The sequence below is a fragment of the Nocardiopsis endophytica genome (assembly GCF_027706725.1).
In the GTDB taxonomy this organism is placed as follows: Bacteria; Actinomycetota; Actinomycetes; order Streptosporangiales; family Streptosporangiaceae; genus Nocardiopsis_A; species Nocardiopsis_A endophytica.
On record NZ_JAQFWQ010000018.1, the window covers coordinates 47,732 to 66,057 of the forward strand.

17 protein-coding genes are annotated in these 18,326 nt (G+C 74.2%); 6 read left to right on the forward strand and 11 right to left on the reverse strand.

Annotation, left to right across the window (positions count from 1 at the left end; all coding sequences use genetic code 11):
• Window positions 1-11 precede the first annotated feature (11 nt).
• Window positions 12-302 carry a DUF397 domain-containing protein gene (locus tag O4J56_RS32025; protein ID WP_333563787.1) on the reverse strand — a complete coding sequence of 97 codons (291 nt, stop codon included), beginning with the start codon at window positions 300-302 and terminating at the stop codon, window positions 12-14.
• Window positions 303-541: 239 nt separating this feature from the next.
• Here O4J56_RS32025 and O4J56_RS08720 point away from each other — a divergent pair, with 239 nt between their 5' ends.
• Window positions 542-895, forward strand: a complete 354-nt coding sequence (locus tag O4J56_RS08720) for a CU044_2847 family protein (RefSeq protein ID WP_270684998.1) — start codon at window positions 542-544, stop codon at window positions 893-895.
• 69 nt (window positions 896-964) lie between these two features.
• On the opposite strand, the gene O4J56_RS08725 is transcribed toward O4J56_RS08720, so the two are convergent.
• Both O4J56_RS08725 and O4J56_RS08730 read right to left on the reverse strand, forming a co-directional pair.
• Window positions 965-2,797, reverse strand: a complete 1,833-nt coding sequence (locus O4J56_RS08725) for an AMP-dependent synthetase/ligase (RefSeq protein WP_270684999.1) — start codon at window positions 2,795-2,797, stop codon at window positions 965-967.
• 314 nt (window positions 2,798-3,111) lie between these two features.
• On the reverse strand, window positions 3,112-3,771 hold the full coding sequence (locus O4J56_RS08730; RefSeq protein ID WP_270685000.1) for a PaaI family thioesterase: 660 nt from the start codon (window positions 3,769-3,771) through the stop codon (window positions 3,112-3,114).
• Between the two features lie 217 nt (window positions 3,772-3,988).
• Here O4J56_RS08730 and O4J56_RS08735 point away from each other — a divergent pair, with 217 nt between their 5' ends.
• Window positions 3,989-4,834, forward strand: a complete 846-nt coding sequence (locus O4J56_RS08735) for a helix-turn-helix transcriptional regulator (protein ID WP_270685002.1) — start codon at window positions 3,989-3,991, stop codon at window positions 4,832-4,834.
• On the opposite strand, the gene O4J56_RS08740 is transcribed toward O4J56_RS08735, so the two are convergent.
• On the reverse strand, window positions 4,831-5,232 hold the full coding sequence (locus O4J56_RS08740; protein WP_270685004.1) for a hypothetical protein: 402 nt from the start codon (window positions 5,230-5,232) through the stop codon (window positions 4,831-4,833). The two genes, O4J56_RS08735 and O4J56_RS08740, sit on opposite strands and share 4 nt — an antisense overlap.
• A gap of 113 nt (window positions 5,233-5,345) precedes the next feature.
• On the opposite strand from O4J56_RS08740, the gene O4J56_RS08745 reads away from it, so the two are divergent.
• From O4J56_RS08745 to O4J56_RS08755, 3 genes are all read left to right on the forward strand, one after another.
• Window positions 5,346-6,095, forward strand: coding sequence for an AzlC family ABC transporter permease (locus O4J56_RS08745; RefSeq protein ID WP_270685046.1), 750 nt, complete (start codon window positions 5,346-5,348; stop codon window positions 6,093-6,095).
• Entirely contained in the window at window positions 6,092-6,409 is a 318-nt protein-coding gene (locus tag O4J56_RS08750) for an AzlD domain-containing protein (RefSeq protein WP_270679855.1), read from the forward strand. The genes O4J56_RS08745 and O4J56_RS08750 overlap by 4 nt, the downstream gene beginning before the upstream one ends.
• A 136-nt stretch (window positions 6,410-6,545) precedes the next feature.
• On the forward strand, window positions 6,546-8,231 hold the full coding sequence (locus O4J56_RS08755; protein ID WP_270685006.1) for a thiamine pyrophosphate-dependent enzyme: 1,686 nt from the start codon (window positions 6,546-6,548) through the stop codon (window positions 8,229-8,231).
• 568 nt (window positions 8,232-8,799) lie between these two features.
• Here O4J56_RS08755 and O4J56_RS08760 read toward each other — a convergent pair.
• The 6 genes from O4J56_RS08760 to O4J56_RS08785 form a co-directional block, all read right to left on the reverse strand.
• Window positions 8,800-9,564 carry an NAD(P)-binding domain-containing protein gene (locus O4J56_RS08760; protein WP_270685008.1) on the reverse strand — a complete coding sequence of 255 codons (765 nt, stop codon included), beginning with the start codon at window positions 9,562-9,564 and terminating at the stop codon, window positions 8,800-8,802.
• A 287-nt stretch (window positions 9,565-9,851) separates the two neighbouring features.
• Window positions 9,852-10,778 (reverse strand): LysR family transcriptional regulator, encoded by a 927-nt coding sequence (locus O4J56_RS08765; protein WP_270685010.1) that lies wholly within the window; start codon window positions 10,776-10,778, stop codon window positions 9,852-9,854.
• Between the two features lie 220 nt (window positions 10,779-10,998).
• Window positions 10,999-11,925, reverse strand: coding sequence for an RluA family pseudouridine synthase (locus O4J56_RS08770; protein ID WP_270685012.1), 927 nt, complete (start codon window positions 11,923-11,925; stop codon window positions 10,999-11,001).
• Window positions 11,922-12,599, reverse strand: a complete 678-nt coding sequence (lspA, locus tag O4J56_RS08775) for a signal peptidase II (RefSeq protein ID WP_270685014.1) — start codon at window positions 12,597-12,599, stop codon at window positions 11,922-11,924. Before lspA ends, O4J56_RS08770 begins: the two co-directional genes overlap by 4 nt.
• A gap of 35 nt (window positions 12,600-12,634) precedes the next feature.
• The gene (locus O4J56_RS08780) at window positions 12,635-13,039 is read right to left on the reverse strand and encodes a TraR/DksA family transcriptional regulator (protein WP_270685016.1); all 405 of its coding nucleotides are present in this window, start codon (window positions 13,037-13,039) and stop codon (window positions 12,635-12,637) included.
• 443 nt (window positions 13,040-13,482) lie between these two features.
• Complete coding sequence (locus tag O4J56_RS08785) at window positions 13,483-13,758, reverse strand: hypothetical protein (protein WP_270685018.1); 276 nt, start codon at window positions 13,756-13,758, stop codon at window positions 13,483-13,485.
• A 488-nt stretch (window positions 13,759-14,246) separates the two neighbouring features.
• Here O4J56_RS08785 and ileS point away from each other — a divergent pair, with 488 nt between their 5' ends.
• Window positions 14,247-17,447 carry an isoleucine--tRNA ligase gene (gene ileS, locus O4J56_RS08790; protein WP_270685020.1) on the forward strand — a complete coding sequence of 1,067 codons (3,201 nt, stop codon included), beginning with the start codon at window positions 14,247-14,249 and terminating at the stop codon, window positions 17,445-17,447.
• A 184-nt stretch (window positions 17,448-17,631) separates the two neighbouring features.
• Here ileS and O4J56_RS08795 read toward each other — a convergent pair whose 3' ends face one another.
• Window positions 17,632-18,180 carry a YwqG family protein gene (locus tag O4J56_RS08795; protein WP_270685021.1) on the reverse strand — a complete coding sequence of 183 codons (549 nt, stop codon included), beginning with the start codon at window positions 18,178-18,180 and terminating at the stop codon, window positions 17,632-17,634.
• Window positions 18,181-18,326 lie beyond the last annotated feature (146 nt).

An 18,326-nucleotide genomic window follows, 5' to 3' on the forward strand; every position in this document is an offset into this window, starting at 1 on the left:
CGGGAGGGCGGCTACCGCCCTTCCCGGCCGGGCGCCACGGCGCCGCCCGCCCAGGCGAGGAAGGCCGTCCACTCCCCGCCGCCGAAGGACAGGTGGGCCGCCCGCCGGTTGCGGGAGTCGCGGACCAGGACCGATCCGGCCCCGGCGGGTGCGGCCTCGACGCACTGGCCCGCCGACGACGTATGTGTGGACGTCCGCCAATGGCGCCCGTCGTAGAGGCCCCGCGCGGCCTTGTGCCGCGCGCGTGCGCGATCTTCCCGTCCGTCCTCCCCGACGACCGACGGAGTCGGCTCAGCGCTCATCTGCACCTCGCGGCCATGCGGTGGGGACACGCTCGGGTACGCCACGTAGGGGCGGCACACACATCTGCTCCCATGACGAAGTTCGCGACTCGGCGCCAGTCGGCCTGTATATCCCCGACGCTTTTACCTTCATGTCGGCCGATCCCGGACATTTCCCTTACGCGCAAGGGGATTCCGCGCTGAGATGGTCTCCCGTCCGGGCCGAACCGGGCGGGGGCCGCGTGCGAAGGGCGGAGGCGATGGCGGAGATCGTGCGGTTCCCCGACGAGCGGGGCGGTGAGGACGCCTACGTGCTGATCGAGGCGGCGGGCAGCTCGCCGCAGATGCGCGACGTGAGCGGGCGGGACATCCTGCGCAGCGCCGACGAGACGGCGCAGAAGGTGTTCGGCCGCATCCGCGCCCTGTCCGCCCTGGTGGTGAGGGAGCTGCGCGACCTGCCCGGCGACCCGGACGAGGTGACGGTGGAGCTGGGGGTGAACGTGAGCGCCGAGGCGGACGTGTTCCTCGCCAAGACCGCCGCCCAGGGCGCCGTCAAAGTGACGCTGACCTGGAGGTCCGGCCCGGCGCCGGAGGACGGCGGCCGGGCCGGCTGAGGGGCCGGACGGGCGGGGCGCCGCCGCTCCGGGGCGGCGGATCGCTCCCGGCCCGGCCGTCCGGGCGCCTCAGCGCTTGGCGTACATCCGCTCGACCGCCGCGGACTCGCGCTCCATGATGCGGGCGCGGCGCAGCTTCAGCGTCGGTGTGAGGGTGGCGTCCTCGACACCGAAGGGGCGCGGCACGATGGTGAACGCCCGGACCGACTCGGCGCGGGAGACGGCGGAGTTCCCGGCGTCGATCGCCTTCTGCACCTCGGCGCGCAGGTCGGGATCGTCGGCCAGGGAGGCGGCGTCGGCGTCGGCGGGCCTGCCCGCCGCGGCCTTCCACGCCGCGAACTCCTCGGGGTCCAGGGTGATGAGCGCGGTGACGAAGGGGCGGCCGTCGCCGATCAGCATGCACTGGTCGACCAGCGGGGACGCGCACACGCGCTCCTCGATGGGGACCGGGGCGACGTTCTTGCCCCCGGCGGTCACCAGGATCTCCTTCTTGCGGCCGGTGACGCGCACGTACCCGTCGCCGTCGACGGCGCCCAGGTCGCCGGTGGCGAACCAGCCGTCCCGGAAGGCCTCCTCGGTGGCGTCGGGGCGGTTCCAGTACCGCTCGAACACGGGGCCGCCCTTGACGAGGATCTCCCCGTCCTCATCGATGCGCACCTCGACGCCGGGCAGGGGGCCGCCGATGGTCCCGGCGCGGGAGCGGCCGGGCAGGTTGGCGAGCACGGCGGCGGTGGTCTCGGTGAGGCCGTAGCCCTCGATGACCTCCACGCCCACGCCCCGGTAGAAGTGGAAGAGCCGCACGTCGAGGGCGCCGCCGCCGGAGATGACGCGGGTGCAGCGGCCGCCGAGGGCGCCGGTGAGCGGGCGGTAGACGATCGGCTCGAACAGGCGGCGGCGCAGCCTCAGCAGCGGGCCGGGGCCGGCGGGGGTGTCCAGGGCCCTGCTGTAGGCGACCGCGGTGTCGGTGGCGGCGTCGAAGATCCGGCGTTTGAGCCCGGAGGTGCGCTTGCGCGCGGTGGTGTGGATCTTCTCGAAGACGTAGGGCACGGCCAGCAGGAAGGTGGGCCGGAAGGTGCCCAGGTCGGCGATGAGCTCGCGGACGCTGGGGGCGTGGCCCAGGCGGGCCCCGGCGTGGACGGCGGCGACCTGCACCATGCGGCCGAACACGTGCGCCAGCGGCAGGAAGAGCAGCGTGGAGGGGGCGGCGCCGGGGTCGCCGCCGTCGTCGAAGAGGGCGGACAGCGCCGTGGTGGCGGCCTCGACCTCGGCGAAGAAGTTGGCGTGGGTGAGCACGCAGCCCTTGGGGGTGCCGGTGGTGCCGGAGGTGTAGACGATGGTGGCCGGGTCCCCGGGGCGCACGGCGGCGCGGCGCTCCTCGACGGCGGAGTCGGGCACCTCGGCCCCGGCGGCGGCGAGGGCCTCCAGAGCTCCGGGCTCGCCGCGCAGCGGGTCCATGGTCCACAGGTGGCGCAGGTCGGGGACGGAGGCGCGGACGCCCTCCACGGTGGCGGTGTTGTCCTCGTCGTCGACGATGCAGGCGGTCGCGCCGGAGTCGGAGAGGACCATGGCGACCTGCTCGGGCGAGGAGGAGGGGTAGACCGGCACGGTCACCGCGCCGGCCGCCCAGATCGCGAAGTCGACGACGGTCCACTCGTAGCGGTTGGCGGCGAGCAGGCCGACCCGGTCCCCGGGGCCGATCCCGGAGGCGACGAGCCCCTTGGCCACGGCGGTGACCCGGGCGGCGACGTCGGCGCCGGAGACGTCGCGCCAGCCCGGGGCGCCGCCGTCCTTCGCGCTGAGCATCGCGGCGCCGGGGTGCGCGGCGGCGCGTTCGTACAAGAGCTCGGCCAGGCCGCCGTGCTCGCGGGGCCGACCGGTCGCGGGGGTCGAGATGTGGGTCACGCTTCCGTGTCTATCCGACATTCGTAACAAATCTGAACATCACGCCTCAGACAGGGACATGAGAAAGGCCATACCGGCGAGTAACCCCCTTCACGCCCGGCGTCGCGCGCCGGATGCCCCCGCGCATGCGCCAGGGCCCGGTATCGCACCTTAGCCCCCTGCGCGACCTGGGAGGACGCGACACGGGCGGCGCGGGCGACACGGGGGCGCCCGGACCGGCCGCCCGGCACCGTCGGGCGCGGCCGGACCCGTGACCGGCCCCATCACCCGGATCCGCGACCGCCCCCCACCGGCCCGACCCCGGATGTCGGGGATCACTCCGGCAGGTTGAGGCGGACCATGATGGCGGTGCCCTCGGCGGTGACCTCGCCGCCGTGGCGGATCTCCCCGGAGACGAAGACCTTGCGCCGCTCGGTGCCGGTCACCCGCGCGCGGACCTCGAGGGGCACGTTGAGCGGGGTGGGCCTGCGGTAGTTCACGTCGAGGTTGGCGGTCAGGCCCGGCATCCCGGCCGCGCTGGCGGCGGTGCCCAGGGCCTGGTCCAGCACGGCGGCGAGCCAGCCCCCGTGCACGAGCCCGGGCGGGCCCTCGTACAGGCCGTTGAGGGTGAAGTCCGCGCGCAGGCCATCGCCGTCCTTGTCCAGGTCGATCGGCGGAGCGAGGGGGTTGACCGGGCCGGAGACGCCGTTGGTGATGGTGCCGTACTCGGTGCTGCCGTCGGAGTAGGTGTAGCGGACCATGGTGCCGATGGGGCGGCGGTCGCCGCGGAGCATCTCCTCGGCCTTGGCCACGGCGTCGGCGGCCGCGGACAGCGCCTCGGGGGCGGCCTCGGTGTGGGCGGCGGTGTCCATCAGCGAGCGCACCCGGTCCACGAGCGCGGAGAGCTCCGCGGGGATCTGCTCCTCGGGGACCACGGTGAACCCGTAATCGGCGGGGTCCGGCTTTTCCGCAACCGGCTGTGCGTCGACCGTCATGGCTTCCTTCGTCGGCTCGTCGTCCCGCACCGGTCGGCGCGGGCGGTCGGGCGCCGGTCCGGCGCCACTGAAACCGAATATTACTCGGTAGTAGTTTTCTGGGGTGCAGCCCGGGGGCGTGGGCCGTCCCACCAGCAGAGAACAACTCGGGCACATCGGGCGGTATTTCGTGAATCGCGCCACCCGGGACCGCCCCGGGCCGTCCTACGCTGGCAGGATGAGCACGCCTCCCCGCGACACAGCGCGCTACTGGCGCCACCCCGGGCTGCCCGGGGTCGACCTGCTCAAGGCGCACTACGTCCGGCACGCCTTCACCCCGCACACGCACGACGCCTACACGCTGGCGGTGATCGAGTCCGGGATCGAGGTCTACGACTACAAGGGCACCACCCACCGGGTCGGCAGGGACGGGATCGCCCTGGTGGAGCCGGGGGTGGTGCACACCGGGCACGCGGGGGTGCCGGAGGGGTGGAGGTACCGGGTGCTGTACCCGGACGAGGCGGTCGTCGCCGACGCGGCCCGCGACATCGGGATGGCGGGGGCGCCCCTGTTCACCGACTCCTCGGCGCACGCCCCCGCGACGGCGGAGGTGCTCCGCGCCGCCCACCGTGCCGCCGAGCGGGGCGACCGGCTCAGCGCCTCGACGCTCACCCGCCAGGCCCTGCACCGGCTGCTCGCCGGGCACGCCACCGACTCCGCGCGCGCGGCCGCCGCCCCGGCGCCGCGCCGCACGGTCGCCGAGGCGAGGGAGATCCTGCGGTCGGCCATGGCCGATCCGCCGTCGTTGGAGGAGCTGGCCGAGCGGGTGGGGGTGTCGGCGTTCGCCCTGCTCCGGGCGTTCCGACGCGACCTGGGGCTGCCACCGCACGCCTACCTGAACAGCGCGCGCGTGGAGCGGGCCCGCCGCCTGCTGGCCGAGGGGACGCCGCCGTCGGAGGTCGCGCCGGCCGTGGGCTTCGCGGACCAGCCGCACCTGACCCGCCACTTCAAACGCAGGACGGGTGTGCCACCGGGCGAGTTCCAAAAAGGCATCCTGGGGGCGGTGCCGGGAGGCGCCGACTAGGGTGCTGCCCGCACCTCCGGCCGGACCCAGGTGTGAACCTGATCCCAGCGGACGTAGAAGACGGCGGGATCGTCGTTATGCGGCCCGTATCCCGTCCTACCGGTGACCAGGGCGAGCGCGCCGGGCGGGAGGAAGAACCCGTCGAACCAGGCGTCCTGTCGCCCCTGTGTGCCGTGCCATTCGATGATCGCTTTCGTGCCTGAACGGGCATTCTGGTAGACCTCGACGACCTCGAACACCCGGGCGTCAGGATGCGCCGCCCGCGCGCGCTGGAACCGCGACCACTCCTCGGCCCGTTCCCTCAGCACTCTCCTCCTCAGTAATACGGCGGCGACCACGGTTCCGCCGACGAGCAGGAGCGCCAATGCCGTCAAGACGGCCAGCGGGGAGGGAGGCATGGCGGCATCCTCCCCATTCCCCTCCGAACGCGCAATAACGTTCAAGACCGCCTCTGGGCCCACTCCGTAGCGTTCGGGGCGTGAACACGTCAGCATTCGCACTCTCTCCCCCGGTGCGCGACGCGCTGGGGATCGGGCTCGCCGTCGGCGTCTCCGGGGTGGCCTTCGGTACCGCGTCCGTCGCGGCCGGCCTCACCGTCGCCCAGACCTGCGCCCTGAGCCTCTTCGCCTTCACCGGCGCCTCCCAGTTCGCCCTCATCGGCGTCGTCGCCGGGGGCGGGAACGTCATCGCCGGGGCCGCCGGGGCCCTGCTCCTCGGCGCGCGCAACACCCTCTACGGGCTGCGCCTGGCCGACATCCTCGGCGTGCGGGGCGTCCGCAAGGCGGTCGCCGCCCACGGGGTGATCGACGAGACCGCCGCCGCGGCGCTCGCCCAGCCCACTCCGGCCGCCGCACGGACCGCCTTCACGGCGACCTTCGCCGCGCTGTTCCTCTTCTGGAACGCGACCACCCTGCTGGGCGCGGTGGCCACCGAGCGGGTCGGTGACACCTCCGCCTTCGGGCTGGACGCGGTGGGCCCAGCGATCTTCCTGGCCCTGGTCTGGCCCCGGCTGCGCGAAGGGCGCAGGATCGTGCTGGTCGCGGCCGTCGGCGCGGGGCTGGCCCTCGCCGCCGTCCCCGTGCTGCCGCCCGGTGTCCCGGTGCTCATCGCCGCGGCCGCCGCGCTGCTGGGGCCCGCCGCCGCCCCCGCCCCCGCCGACGAGGACGCGGACGGCGGCGAGGCCACCGGCGGCGCCAACGGCCCCGACGGGGACGGGGACGGCGCCTCCGACCTCGGACCGGCACAGGAGGTACGGCCATGACCGTCTGGATCGCGATCGCCGTCACCGCCGCGGGCTGCTACGCGCTCAAGTACGCCGGGCTGGCCGCTCCGCGCCGCCTGCTCGACCACCCCGCCGTGCGGCGGTTCGCCATGACCGTCCCCGTGGCGCTGCTCGCCGCGCTGGTGGCCGTGCAGACCTTCTCCGACGGGGGCTCCGCGCTCACCGCCGACACCGCGCGCCTGGCCGGGGTCGGGGCGGCCGCCACCGCGCTCCTGCTGCGCGCGCCGTTCCTGGTCGTGGTCGCCGCGGCGGCCGGAACGACCGCGCTGCTGCGGGCCCTCGGACTGGGCTGACCGCGCGGGGCGCACCCCGTCCGCACCGGCCGGCGCGTGACGGACCCGCTCCCCTCGGGCAGGATGGCGGTGACCGGCGGGGGCGGCCGCGCGCCGTCCCCGCCCCGTAGTGCCTTGCGACGACGGAAGGACGACCGTGCCCCCCGAGACCACCCTGCCCAGTGGCCCCACCGCGGCCGAGGCGGTGGCGGAGCTGCTCGCCGCCGCCCACGTGCGCCGCTGCTACACCGTCCCCGGCGAGAGCTTCCTGGAACTGGCCGACGCGATCGACCGGCGCAGCGACATGCAGCTGGTGTCGACCCGCCACGAGGGCGGAGCCGGCTTCATGGCCGAGGCCGAGGGCAAGCTCATCGGGTTCCCCGCCGCCGCGGCCGCCACCCGCGGCCCCGGCGCGTCCAACCTGGCGGTGGCGGTGCACACGGCCAGGCAGGACTCCACGCCGATGATCGTGTTCCTGGGCCAGGTGGAGAGCGACCGGCTGGGCCGGGAGGCGTTCCAGGAGGTGGACCTGACGGCGTTCTACGCCCCCATCACCAAGTGGTCGACGACGGTGACGCGCGCCGACCGGCTGGTGGAGGCGACCGCGCGCGGGCTGCGCATCGCCACCTCGGGCCGCCCGGGACCGGTCGCCATCGCCGTCCCGGGCGACCTGTGGGGACAGCCGGCCGGGGTGGTGGGCCCCCTGCCCGGGACGTTCCCGCCCCGCCCCTCGCTCGCCGAGGAGGAGCGGGACCGCCTGGCGCGGTGGCTGGCCGGCGCCGAGCGCCCGGTGATCATCGCCGGGGGCGGCGCGCGCGGCGCCCGCGAGGAGCTGGTGCGGGTCGCCGAGCGCTTCCAGGCCGGGGTGTACGCCTCCTGGCGGCGCCAGGACGTCTTCCCCAACGACCACCCGCTCTACCTGGGCCACCTGGGCCTGGGGTGCCCGCCGCAGGTGCTGGGCGCCCTGGAGGAGGCCGACGCGGTGCTGGTGGTGGGCTGCAGGCTGAGCGAGGTCACCACCCAGGCCTACCGGTTCCCCGCCCCCGGGGTGCGGGTGGTCGACTCCCGCGTCGCGCAGATCGACATCGACCCCGACCAGGTGGGCGCGGTCGCCGGGGTGTGGACGGGCGCGGTCGCCGACGCCCGGCGGGCCCTGGAGGCGCTGGCCGCGTCGCCGACCACGGCGATGTACCGCGACTTCGCCCCGGCGCACGCGGCGTGGGAGGAGACGACGGTCCCCGACCCGGCCGCCGCCTCCCACCCGGGAGGGCGGCTGCACCCGTGGGCCGTGGTCGAGCGCATGCGCACGGTGCTGCCCCGGGACACGGTGCTCACCAACGACGCGGGCAACTTCGCGGCGTTCCTGCACCGGGGGTGGCGCTTCACCGAGCCGCGCACCCAGCTCGCGCCCACCAGCGGCGCGATGGGGTACGCGGTGCCCGCGGCGGTCGCGGCGAAGCTGGTGGAGCCGCACCGGACCGTGGTGGCGGCGGTGGGCGACGGCGGCGCGCTGATGACCGGCCAGGAGCTGGAGACGGCGGTGCGGCTGCGCGTGCCGGTGGTCGTGGTGGTGTTCCAGAACGGGCTGTACGGCACCATCGCCATGCACCAGGCGAAGGAGATGGGGCGCACGGCGGCGGTGGACATCAGCGGCCCGCTCGACCTGGCCGGCTACGCCCGGTCCCTGGGGGCGCGCGGGGCGACCGCGCACACGCCCGAGGAGTTCGAGAAGGCGCTGACCGAGGCGCTGGAGGCGGACCTGCCCACCCTGATCGACGCCCGGACCGACCCGGACGTGATCAGCCCGGGGGCGACCCTGTCGGGCCTGCTCGGCGAGGACTGAGCGGAGGCGGGGGCGAGGCGGGCGTTCACCACCGTGCTGGGCTGCGACGGAGTGAGCCGGTGGGTCCCCGGGCCTGCCTGAAGGGCGGCGGGTTCCTCGTGGTCCGGATGGGCGACGGCTCTGCGGCCGCCCGCATTCGTGGCGGCCGCCGGGCGGCGCACACCGCGCATACCGGGCCCACAGCGCCGGTTCGGGCATCCGGTGCGGTGAAACGGCCATCGCAGGCGTGATCGGACAGTGGAATCATCCCCCGTCGCCCCCGGGGCCGCCGCCGGGTCTTCGGAAGGCCCTCGGAACCGCCCTCATACCCGACATACCGGACGCCAGGGCGCAGGGCGGCGATTCCGCGCAGTGACACGGACGCTTCGAGCATGATCGCGTGGCGGTTTCGCCAGGCAGGGCGGCCCCGGGCCGACCGTGGCGGCCGGAGCCGCCTCACCGGAGGGCGGGGCGTGGCAGCCGGGACGGCCGTGGAACGCGGTCGGGGCGTCGAGGTTCGTGGTCGCACGTTGATCCTCGGCGCCCCTTGCCGTGTCCGCAGCCGGTTCGGCGAACCCCCGTCGACGGTCTAGCGGATGTCGTCCAGCAGCCCGTCCAGGGCCTTGGTCAGGGACCGGGCGTTGGACTCGTCGAACCAGGTGGTCCGGATGCGCTCATTGTTGCCGTTCGGGGTCTCGTGGTCGCGTGCCAGCTCATCGAGGGTCCGCGACGTGTCGGCCAGTGCCCGTCCCGTGTCCTGGAACAGGCCCCGGACGTAGCGGTCCGCCGCCTCCGCGGGCACCCCCTGGGCGACCGCCCACTCGGTGAGCGTGGTCAGGTACCGGTAGTGCGCGCTGAAGGTGCCGGTCAGCGCCGAGAACACGCCGAACGCCTCCTCGTCGGCGATCGGCAGCGCCCGGCCGAGGCGGTCGAAGAAGCCCTCGGCCACCGGGTCGGAGGGCCAGGTCACGGTGGTGGACCGGCGCTCGCGCACGGAGGGCAGCGGGATGGCCCGCACCAGGGTGAAGCCGTCGCCGAGCGTCTCGCGCAGCTCCGCGACGCTCACCCCGGCCATGGCGCTGACCACGGTGGTTCCGGGACGGATCCGCAGCCCGGCCAGCGCCTCGGCGCGGTCCTGGCGGCGGACCGCGATCACCACGAGGTCGGAGCGGTCCGCGACCTCCTGGTTGTCGGCGCACACCCGCACGCCGTCGAACGTGTCGGCCAGCGCGGCGGCCGTCCGGGCGCCCCGCGGCGAGAGGTTCACCTCCGGCGGCGTGTCGACGCCGTCGCACAGGCCCTCGACGATGGCCCGGCCGATCTCCCCGACCCCGATGATCCCGATCCGCTCCATGTGCGCGCCTTCCCGTCCGTCGTCTGCCGTGCCCCCGGTCGTGGCGACCGACGGCACGGGCCAGTATCGCGCGCGGGGGTGACGGTTCCGTCCGCAGGGAGCCGTCGCGCGGGCGGCCCCACCGCGACGGTGGCCGCCTCCGGGGCTCCGGCCACAGTCGGGCACCCGACGCGGGCGGTCGCCGGACACAGGCCGACCGCAGGGCCGACCACGGCTCCTAGGGCCCTACGGACGCACGCCCGGACCGTGACGGCCGCCCCCGCCCCGTCGTGCGGAGGACCCACCGCTCAGGCGCGCACCGACGCCGTGGCCGCCTCCGGGTTCATCGCCGCCTCGCGCAGCGCCCGCACGGTCGCGCTGATGGCGGGCCTGCGCGCCGCGTCGGCGTTCCAGAACACGTACACCTGCCGCACCAGAGCCGGCTGCACCTGCACCAGCCGCACCCCCTCGGGCACCGGCCCCCGGCCCAGGCGCGGCATGACCGCCGCGCCCAACCCGGCGGCGACCAGCGCCAGCTTGGTCTGGTGCTCCTCGGCGGTGTGCACGATCCGCGGCTCGCTCCCCTGCTCGCTGATCATCCGGTGCAGCCACTCGCCGCAGGCGCCCCCGCGCGGCCAGCTGATCCAGGGCAGGTCCACCACCTCGTCCAGCGCGACCAGCCCGCGGTGCGCCAGCGGGTGCCCGGAGGGCAGCGCCAGGTCGGCGATGTCCTCCATCAGCGGGGTGCGCTCCATCCCGCGCGGCAGCGGGAGCGGCGCCCCCGTCCAGTCCACCACGACCGCCATGTCGGCGTCGCCCCTGCTCACGGCCGGGATACTGTCGTCCGGCTCCTGCTCGACCAGCTCCACGGCGAGCCGGGGGTGGCACTCCTTCAGGGACACCAGGGCGTGCGGCACCAGGCCGCGCGCGGCGGTCGCGATCGACGCCAGGCGCAGGTGCCCGATGACCGCGTCGCGGTGCGCCTCCAGGTCGGCCTCGGCCTGGCGGACCAGGGAGAGGATCTGCCCCGTGTGCTCGACCAGCACCTCGGCGGCCTCGGTGAGCCGGATCCCGCGCCCGTTGCGCTCGACAAGGGGCTGGCCGACCTCCCGCTCCAGCTTGCTCAGCTGTTGGGAGACGGCCGAGTTGGTGACCCGGAGCTCCTCAGCGGCCCCGGTGAGCGATCCGTTGGCGGCGATGGCGTGTAGGACGCGCATTCGATCCACGCTCAGCATGAAGTGATGCTAACCCCGCCAACGCCGCATGCGAAGATGTTGTGAGCCGTCCGACGTCCAAGGGGTGAGATCTTCGGTGGTGGGGTGACCACCGGGACGGTCCGGCGGAACGGTCCGGCCGCGTCGAGACCGGCGCCCCGGGCCCTGGGGCCCAGGGCGTGCGGCCCGACGCGGCGCACGGGACCACGCGTCGTCGCCCAGTCCGACGCGGCGCGCGGCCCTACTCGTCGCGCAGCTTCTCGACCGCCGCGGCCAGGTCGTCCGGGTAGGGGCTCTCGAACTCCACCGGCCGCCCCTCGGTCGGGTGGTCGAAGCCCAGCCGCACCGCGTGCAGCCACTGTCGGGCCACCCCCAGCCGCTCGGCCAGGGTCGGGTCGGCCCCGTACAGCCGGTCCCCCACACAGGGGTGGCGCAGCGCCGACATGTGCACGCGGATCTGGTGCGTGCGGCCGGTCTCCAGCTTGATCTCCAACAGGCTGGCCGCGCGGAACGCCTCGATGGTGTCGTAGTGGGTCACCGACGGCCGGCCGCCCGCGACCACGGCGAAGCGCCCGTCGCCGGAGGGGTGGCGGTCGATGGGGGCGTCCACGGTGCCGCGCAGCGGGTCCGGGTGGCCCTGCACCAGCGTGTGGTAGCGCTTGTCGACCGTGCGCTCCTTGAAGGCGCGCTTGAGCACCGAGTAGGCGGCCTCGCTCTTGGCGAGCACCATCAGGCCGGTGGTGTTGGCGTCCAGCCGGTGCACGATGCCCTGGCGCTCGGCGGCGCCGCTGGTGGTGAGCTGGACGCCCATGGCCAGCAGGCCCTCCAGGACCGAGGGGCCGGTCCAGCCCACGGTGGGGTGGGCGACCACGCCGATGGGCTTGTCGACGACGACGATGTCGCCGTCCTCGTGCACGACGCGCAGCCCCGGCACCGGCTCGGGCCGGGGCGTGGGGGCCGAGGGCGGCGGGGGGAGGGTGACCTCCAGCCAGGCCCCCGCGGCGACGCGGTCGGACTTGGCGGCCTCGGCGCCGTCGACGCGCACGTTTCCGTCGGCGATGAGCTCGGCGGCGCGGGTGCGGGACAGCCCGAACAGCCGCGCCATCGCGGCATCGAGGCGGTCGCCCTCCAGGCCGTCCGGCACCGGCATGCTGCGGTGGTCGGTCACCTCTTCTCCCCCTCTCCCGTGTCGCGTCCGGCGGCGCCGCGGTCCGTCCCGGCCTGGGCGGGCCCGTCGGCGCCGTCCGCCTCCCCGGCCGTGCCCGACTCCCCGGCCCCGGGGCCGGCGGCGTCCGTCCCTGCGGCCTCGTCCGTGTCCCCGGTCCCGTCCCCGGCCTTGTCGCCCTCGCGGGTGCCGTCGATGTTCACCCCGCGGAAGGCCAGCACCACCGCCAGGGCGCTGCCCACCACCAGGCTGGAGTCGGCCAGGTTGAACACCGGCCAGTTGGGGAGCTGGATCCAGTCGACCACGTGCCCGTGCAGTGGGCCCGGCGGCCGGAAGAGCCGGTCCATGAGGTTCCCGGCGGCGCCGCCCAGGATCAGCCCCAGCGACAGCGCCCAGGCCAGGCTGCGCAGGCGCCGGGCGATGACCGCGATGTAAACGACCACACCGATCGAGATCAGGCTGAACACCCACGTCATGCCGGTGCCGATGGAGAAGGCCGCCCCCGGGTTGAACACCAGGGTGAACCGGAGCAGGTCCCCCACGACCGCGACGCTCTCCCCGGGGGCGAAGCGCGCCAGCACGATCTCCTTGGTGGCGTAGTCCAGGGCCAGCGCGACCGCGGCCACCACCGCCACAAGAACGAACCGCCGCGGCTTGGTCGCGGCGGATCCGTTCACCGTCCTTTGTCCGTCCCCGGAGGGCTCAACGTCAGTCAGCGACGCTCCTCGCGTTGTTTGCACGCCACGCACAGCAGGGCGCGCGGGTATGCCTGGAGGCGGGCCTTGCCGATCGCCTGGCCGCAGGAGTCGCACACCCCGTAGGTGCCCGCGTCCATCCGTGCGATCGCCCGCTCGCTCTGCGCGAGCAGGTCACGGCTATTGTAGGCCAGTGCCAGGTCGTGTTCGCGCTGGTACGCCTTCGCCCCGGTATCGGTGGGGTCGTCCCCGGCGTTGGCCACCGCGTCCGTGAGCTGTTCGGCCAGCTCCGACTCGGTGTCGGCGATCTTCTCGCGCAGCAGCGCGATCTCCTGTTCCAGCGACCCGCGGACCTCGGCGAGCTCCCCGGTGGTCCAGGGCTCCTCCCCGGTGCGCGCCGGCGGCAGCTTCGCTGCGCTCACGTCGCCCTCCTCGCGCCGTCCCCCGCGGTTCCCGTGGTCCGTTCCGCCGCTCGACCGCTCCGCCGATGTGTCCGCCGATGTGGACGTCACCTTCAGGCCCCCGCTTCAGATCCGGGCGGCCGCCCCCGGCCGCCCCCGTCGTACACCCCCGCCGACGTGCGCAAACGCCGCCGATTCGGGGGATTGCCGCACAATGCCGGGTAGCTTAGGCGGCCGGGGTCGGCGAAGCAATGAACCACGGCGTTCCACGGAATCACCGCCTCTTTCCCCTTTGTTGTTCCCCCGTTCGCCTCGTCCGATTCGCTGGGGGCGGTCGGCCCGGGGCCGGGGTCGGCCGGGGACGGGGTCAGCCCGGGGGCGGGGTCGGCGCGCGAAGGGCGCGGCGGCGGCGCGCCCCAGGGGGCGTCCGGGAGACACCGCGGCGGTGTGCAGGGCCGAGCCCGCTACTCGGCCGCGGCGAAGCCCCCGTAGTCCTCGGCGAGGCGGGACAGGTGCGGCTCGTCGAACACGGCCGGCCCTCCGTGCGGCCCCACCTCCACCACGATCACCCAGTCGACGTCCTCGGCGTCGTCCTCGCCCGCGAGCATGTCCCGGTGCACCGCGCACGGCTCGTAGCCCTGGTCCTGGAGCTGCTCGGCCAGCTCCTCGGCGTCCTCCCGGTCGGGCAGCGTGACCAGCACCCGCCCCTCGGACGTCGCGCCGCTCTGCGTGTCGGCCATCCGGTTCCTCTCCTCGCTCGTGTCATCACGTGTCGTCGCGTGCCATCGCGTCCCGCGCTCGGCCGCACCCGCCGGCCGCACCCGTCGGGCGGCCCCTGCGCACGGCCGTGCGCCAGTATGCCCGGGTCCCCGTCGGGCACCGCGCACTCCCCTCCCGAAGGCGTCCGGGCACGCCCGGACGCGCCCGCGGAAATCGCGTCGGAGCGGCGGGCCGGTTGCGTTATCCTCGACACCACAGCAGGGCGACGACGGGGACGAGTACCGCGCGGAGCACAGCCCAGAGCGACCCGGGGACGGTGGGAGCCCGGGGGCATGACCGGCGGGAAGATCACCCCTGAGCCGCCGGAGGAACGGCCCCGCAGGGCTCAGTAGAACCGGCACGCAGCGAACGAAGCGGGGAGCGCACGCGCTCCCAAGGAGGGTGGTACCGCGGGGCCCGCGCCTCGTCCCTCCATCAGGACCGCACCCCTGATGGAAAGGGCAGCCACGTGACAGCGCCAGCAGAAGAACCCTCCGCCTCCCGCTCCCGGCCCTTCCCCGCCCTCCCCGCGCAGATCGACCTGCCCGCGGTGGAGCACGAGGTACTGAAGCGCTGGTCCGAGCAGAAGGTCTTCGAGCGCTCCCTCGACAAGACCAAGGACGGCCCGAACTGGGTCTTCTACGAGGGTCCGCCCACCGGCAACGGCAAGCCCGGCGTGCACCACGTCGAGGCCCGCGTCTTCAAGGACGTCTTCCCCCGCTTCAAGACCATGAAGGGCCACCGGGTCGACCGCAAGGCCGGCTGGGACTGCCACGGCCTGCCGGTCGAGGTGGCCGTGGAGAAGGAGCTGGGGCTCAGCGGCAAGAAGGACATCGAGGAGTACGGCGTCGCCGAGTTCAACGCGCGGTGCCGCGAGTCGGTGCTGCGGCACGTGGACGCCTTCACCGAGATGACCGAGCGCATGGGCTACTGGGTCGACCTCGACGACCCGTACCGCACCATGGACGCGCAGTACGTGGAGTCGGTCTGGTGGGCGCTCAAGCGGATCCACGAGAAGGGCCTGCTGGTCCGCGACTACCGGATCAGCCCCTACTGCCCGCGCTGCGGCACCACGCTGTCCGACCACGAGCTGGCCCAGGGCTACGAGACGGTCACCGACCCCTCGGTGTACGTGCGCTTCCCCATCACCTCGGGCCCGCTGGCCTCCCCCGAGCGCCCCACCTCCCTGCTGGTGTGGACCACCACCCCGTGGACGCTGGTGTCCAACACGGCGGTGGCCGTGCACCCGGACGTGCCCTACGTCGTGGCCACCGACGGCACCGAGCGGCTGCTCATCGCCGAGCCCCTGTTCGAGAAGGTGCTCGGCGAGGGCTGGACGCCGACCGGGGAGCGCTTCGAGGGCGGGGAGATGGAGCGCTGGACCTACCAGCGCCCCTTCGAGCTGGTGGACTTCGACGCCCCGGCGCACTACGTGGTGCTGGCCGACTACGTCACCGTCGAGGACGGCACCGGCATGGTGCACCAGGCGCCCGCGTTCGGCGCCGACGACATGGCGGTCGCCCGCGCCTACGGCCTGCCGGTGGTCAACCCGGTGCGCGCCGACGGCACCTTCGAGGACGGGCTGGACCTGGTCGGCGGGGTGTTCTTCAAGACGGCCGACGCGGCCCTGGTGGAGGACCTGACCGGGCGCGGCCTGATGTTCCGGGTGCAGGGGTACGAGCACAGCTACCCGCACTGCTGGCGGTGCCACACCGCCCTGCTGTACTACGCGGTCCCGTCCTGGTACGTGCGCACCACCGAGATCAAGGACGAGCTGCTCGCCCAGAACGCGGCCACCAACTGGTACCCCGAGAACGTCAAGGAGGGGCGCTACGGGGAGTGGCTGCGCAACAACATCGACTGGGCGCTGTCGCGCAGCCGGTACTGGGGCACGCCGCTGCCGGTGTGGCTGTGCGCCGACGAGCACACGACGGTGGTCGGGTCGCTGGCCGAGCTGAGCGACCTCGCGGGGCGGGACCTGAGCGCGCTGGACCCGCACCGGCCCTACGTGGACGACGTAGTGCTGGACTGCCCGCAGTGCGGGGCCCAGGCCCACCGGGTGCCGGAGGTCATCGACGCCTGGTTCGACTCGGGGTCGATGCCGTTCGCCCAGTGGGGGGCGCCGCACCGCAACGAGGAGGTCTTCGAGGAGAACTTCCCGGCCCAGTACATCTGCGAGGCCATCGACCAGACCCGCGGGTGGTTCTACTCGCTGATGGCGGTCAGCACCCTGGTGTTCGGGCGGTCCTCCTACGAGAACGTGGTCTGCCTGGGGCACATCCTGGCCGAGGACGGCCGGAAGATGAGCAAGCACCTGGGCAACGTGCTGGAGCCGATCCCGGTGATGGACCGGCACGGCGCCGACGCGCTGCGCTGGTTCATGGCGGCCAGCGGCTCGCCGTGGGCGGCCCGCAGGGTGGGGCACGCCGCGCTCGAGGAGATCGTCCGCAAGGTCCTGCTGACCTACTACAACACGGCGTCGTTCTTCACGCTGTACGCCAACGCCGGTGAGGGCTGGTCGCCGGAGCGCCTGGCCGAGGCCCCGGCCCCGGCGGACCGGCCGCTGCTGGACCGGTGGCTGCTGTCGGAGCTGAACCAGGTGGTGGCCGACGTGGACGCCGCACTGGAGGACTTCGACACCGCGGGGGCGGGCCGCCGCCTGACCGCGTTCATCGACGACCTGTCCAACTGGTACGTGCGCCGGTCCCGCCGCCGGTTCTGGGCGGGCGCCTCCACCCCGGAGGGCGCGGCGGCCTTCGCCACGCTCTACGAGACGCTGGAGACGCTGACCACGGTGCTGGCGCCGATCGTGCCGTTCCTGACCGACCACGTGTGGGCGGCGCTGCGCCGCCCGGGCGCGCCGGAGTCGGTGCACCTGGCGGACTGGCCCGAGGCCGACCCGGCGCTGGTGGACGAGGGGCTGTCCCGGGACATGGCGCTGGTGCGGCGGCTGGTGGAGCTGGGCCGGGCGGCCCGCGTGGACTCGGCGGTGCGCACCCGGCAGCCGCTGGGGCGCGCCCTGGTGGGGGCCCGCGGGTTCGACGGGCTGCCCGAGCAGCTCAGGGCGCAGATCACCGAGGAGCTCAACGTGGGGTCGCTGGAGGCGCTGTCCTCGGTCGGCGGCGACCTGGTGGAGTACACGGTCAAGCCGAACTTCCGGGCGCTGGGCAAGCGGTTCGCGAAGCGGACCCCGCTGGTGGCCCAGGCGATCGGCGCCGCCGACGCCAAGGAGCTGGTCGAGCAGGTGCGCGGGACCGGCTGGGCGCACGTGCAGGTCGAGGGCGAACCGGTGGAGATCAGCGCCGATGAGCTGCTGGTGACCGAGCAGCCGCGCGAGGGGTGGGCGGTGTCCACCGTGAACGGCGAGACGGTGGCCCTGGACCTGGAGCTGACCCCGGAGCTGCAGCGGGCGGGGCTGGCCCGCGAGGTGGTCCGGCTGGTGCAGGACGCCCGCAAGAGCAGCGGCCTGGACATCTCCGACAGGATCGAGCTGGCGTGGTCGGCGTCCGACCCGCAGACCGAGTGGGCCCTGGCCGAGCACGCCGAGTCCATCTCCGGCGAGGTGCTGGCCACGACGTTCACCCAGGTGGAGGAGGCCCCGAAGGAGGAGGGCCACCACGCGGTCACCTCCGAGGAGTTCGGCGTGACCGTCTGGATCCGCAAGGCCTGACCGCCGAGCCGACCGGTCATCCATGACGTGGGCCCCGCCCGGCACCGCCGGACGGGGCCCACCCTTGGAGTCCGCGCGGACAGGCGGGTGTGCTCGTCGTTGATCTCGGGGGAAACGACGCTTCCGGGCCGGTTTTAGGGGCGCTTTTCCCGAGATCAACGACGCAGGGGCGGCGCTCAGGCGCCTATGAGCAGTCGAACCGGTACTCGATCGGGCGGCCCGGGCAGGCCCGGCATTCGAAGATGTAGAGGCCGCCCACGTCCCCCAGCATCACTCCGGCGGCGTCCTGTGCCGAACTCGCCGGTTCGGTGGTGAAAACGTCCGCATCCGGATCGGCGGGGCGGTCCTCCACGGGGAGCCAGGTGTGCCAGGAACCGCCGTCGAACTCCCAGCTCGCCACGGTGAGCAGGTGCTCCGTCCGGCGGCCGCAGGCCTGGCAGTCCGGCCAGTCCGGGTCCTGGGTCCAGCTCGGATAGCCGCCCAGCTTGATTCCCGGCGCCTCGGCGAGGTGGCTCATGTACTCCCAGCCCTGCTCATCCTCCAGCCGTTCGAACCGCTCCTTCAGCGCGTCCTTGAGTTCCTCCGGCAGATCCCATCCGGGGTACTCCGTCACCGTTTCCGGGTGGACGGCGCAGGGGTCGGGAACGTGGTCCTCCAGGGCCGAATCGTCCGGGGGCGGGCCGGTCCGCACGTCGCCCACATCATCGGCGCTGCGCCAATGGACACGGGGCAACGGAGAACCGGCCTCGCCGTGGACGTAAGGGCACCAGAGGACCTGCAGGAGGTCGCGCCCTTCGGGGAAAGGCAGCCCGGGCGCATCCGCTCGGCGGACCTGAACGACGGGCACCAGGGGCACCTCGTCCTCATCCGGGTCATCGT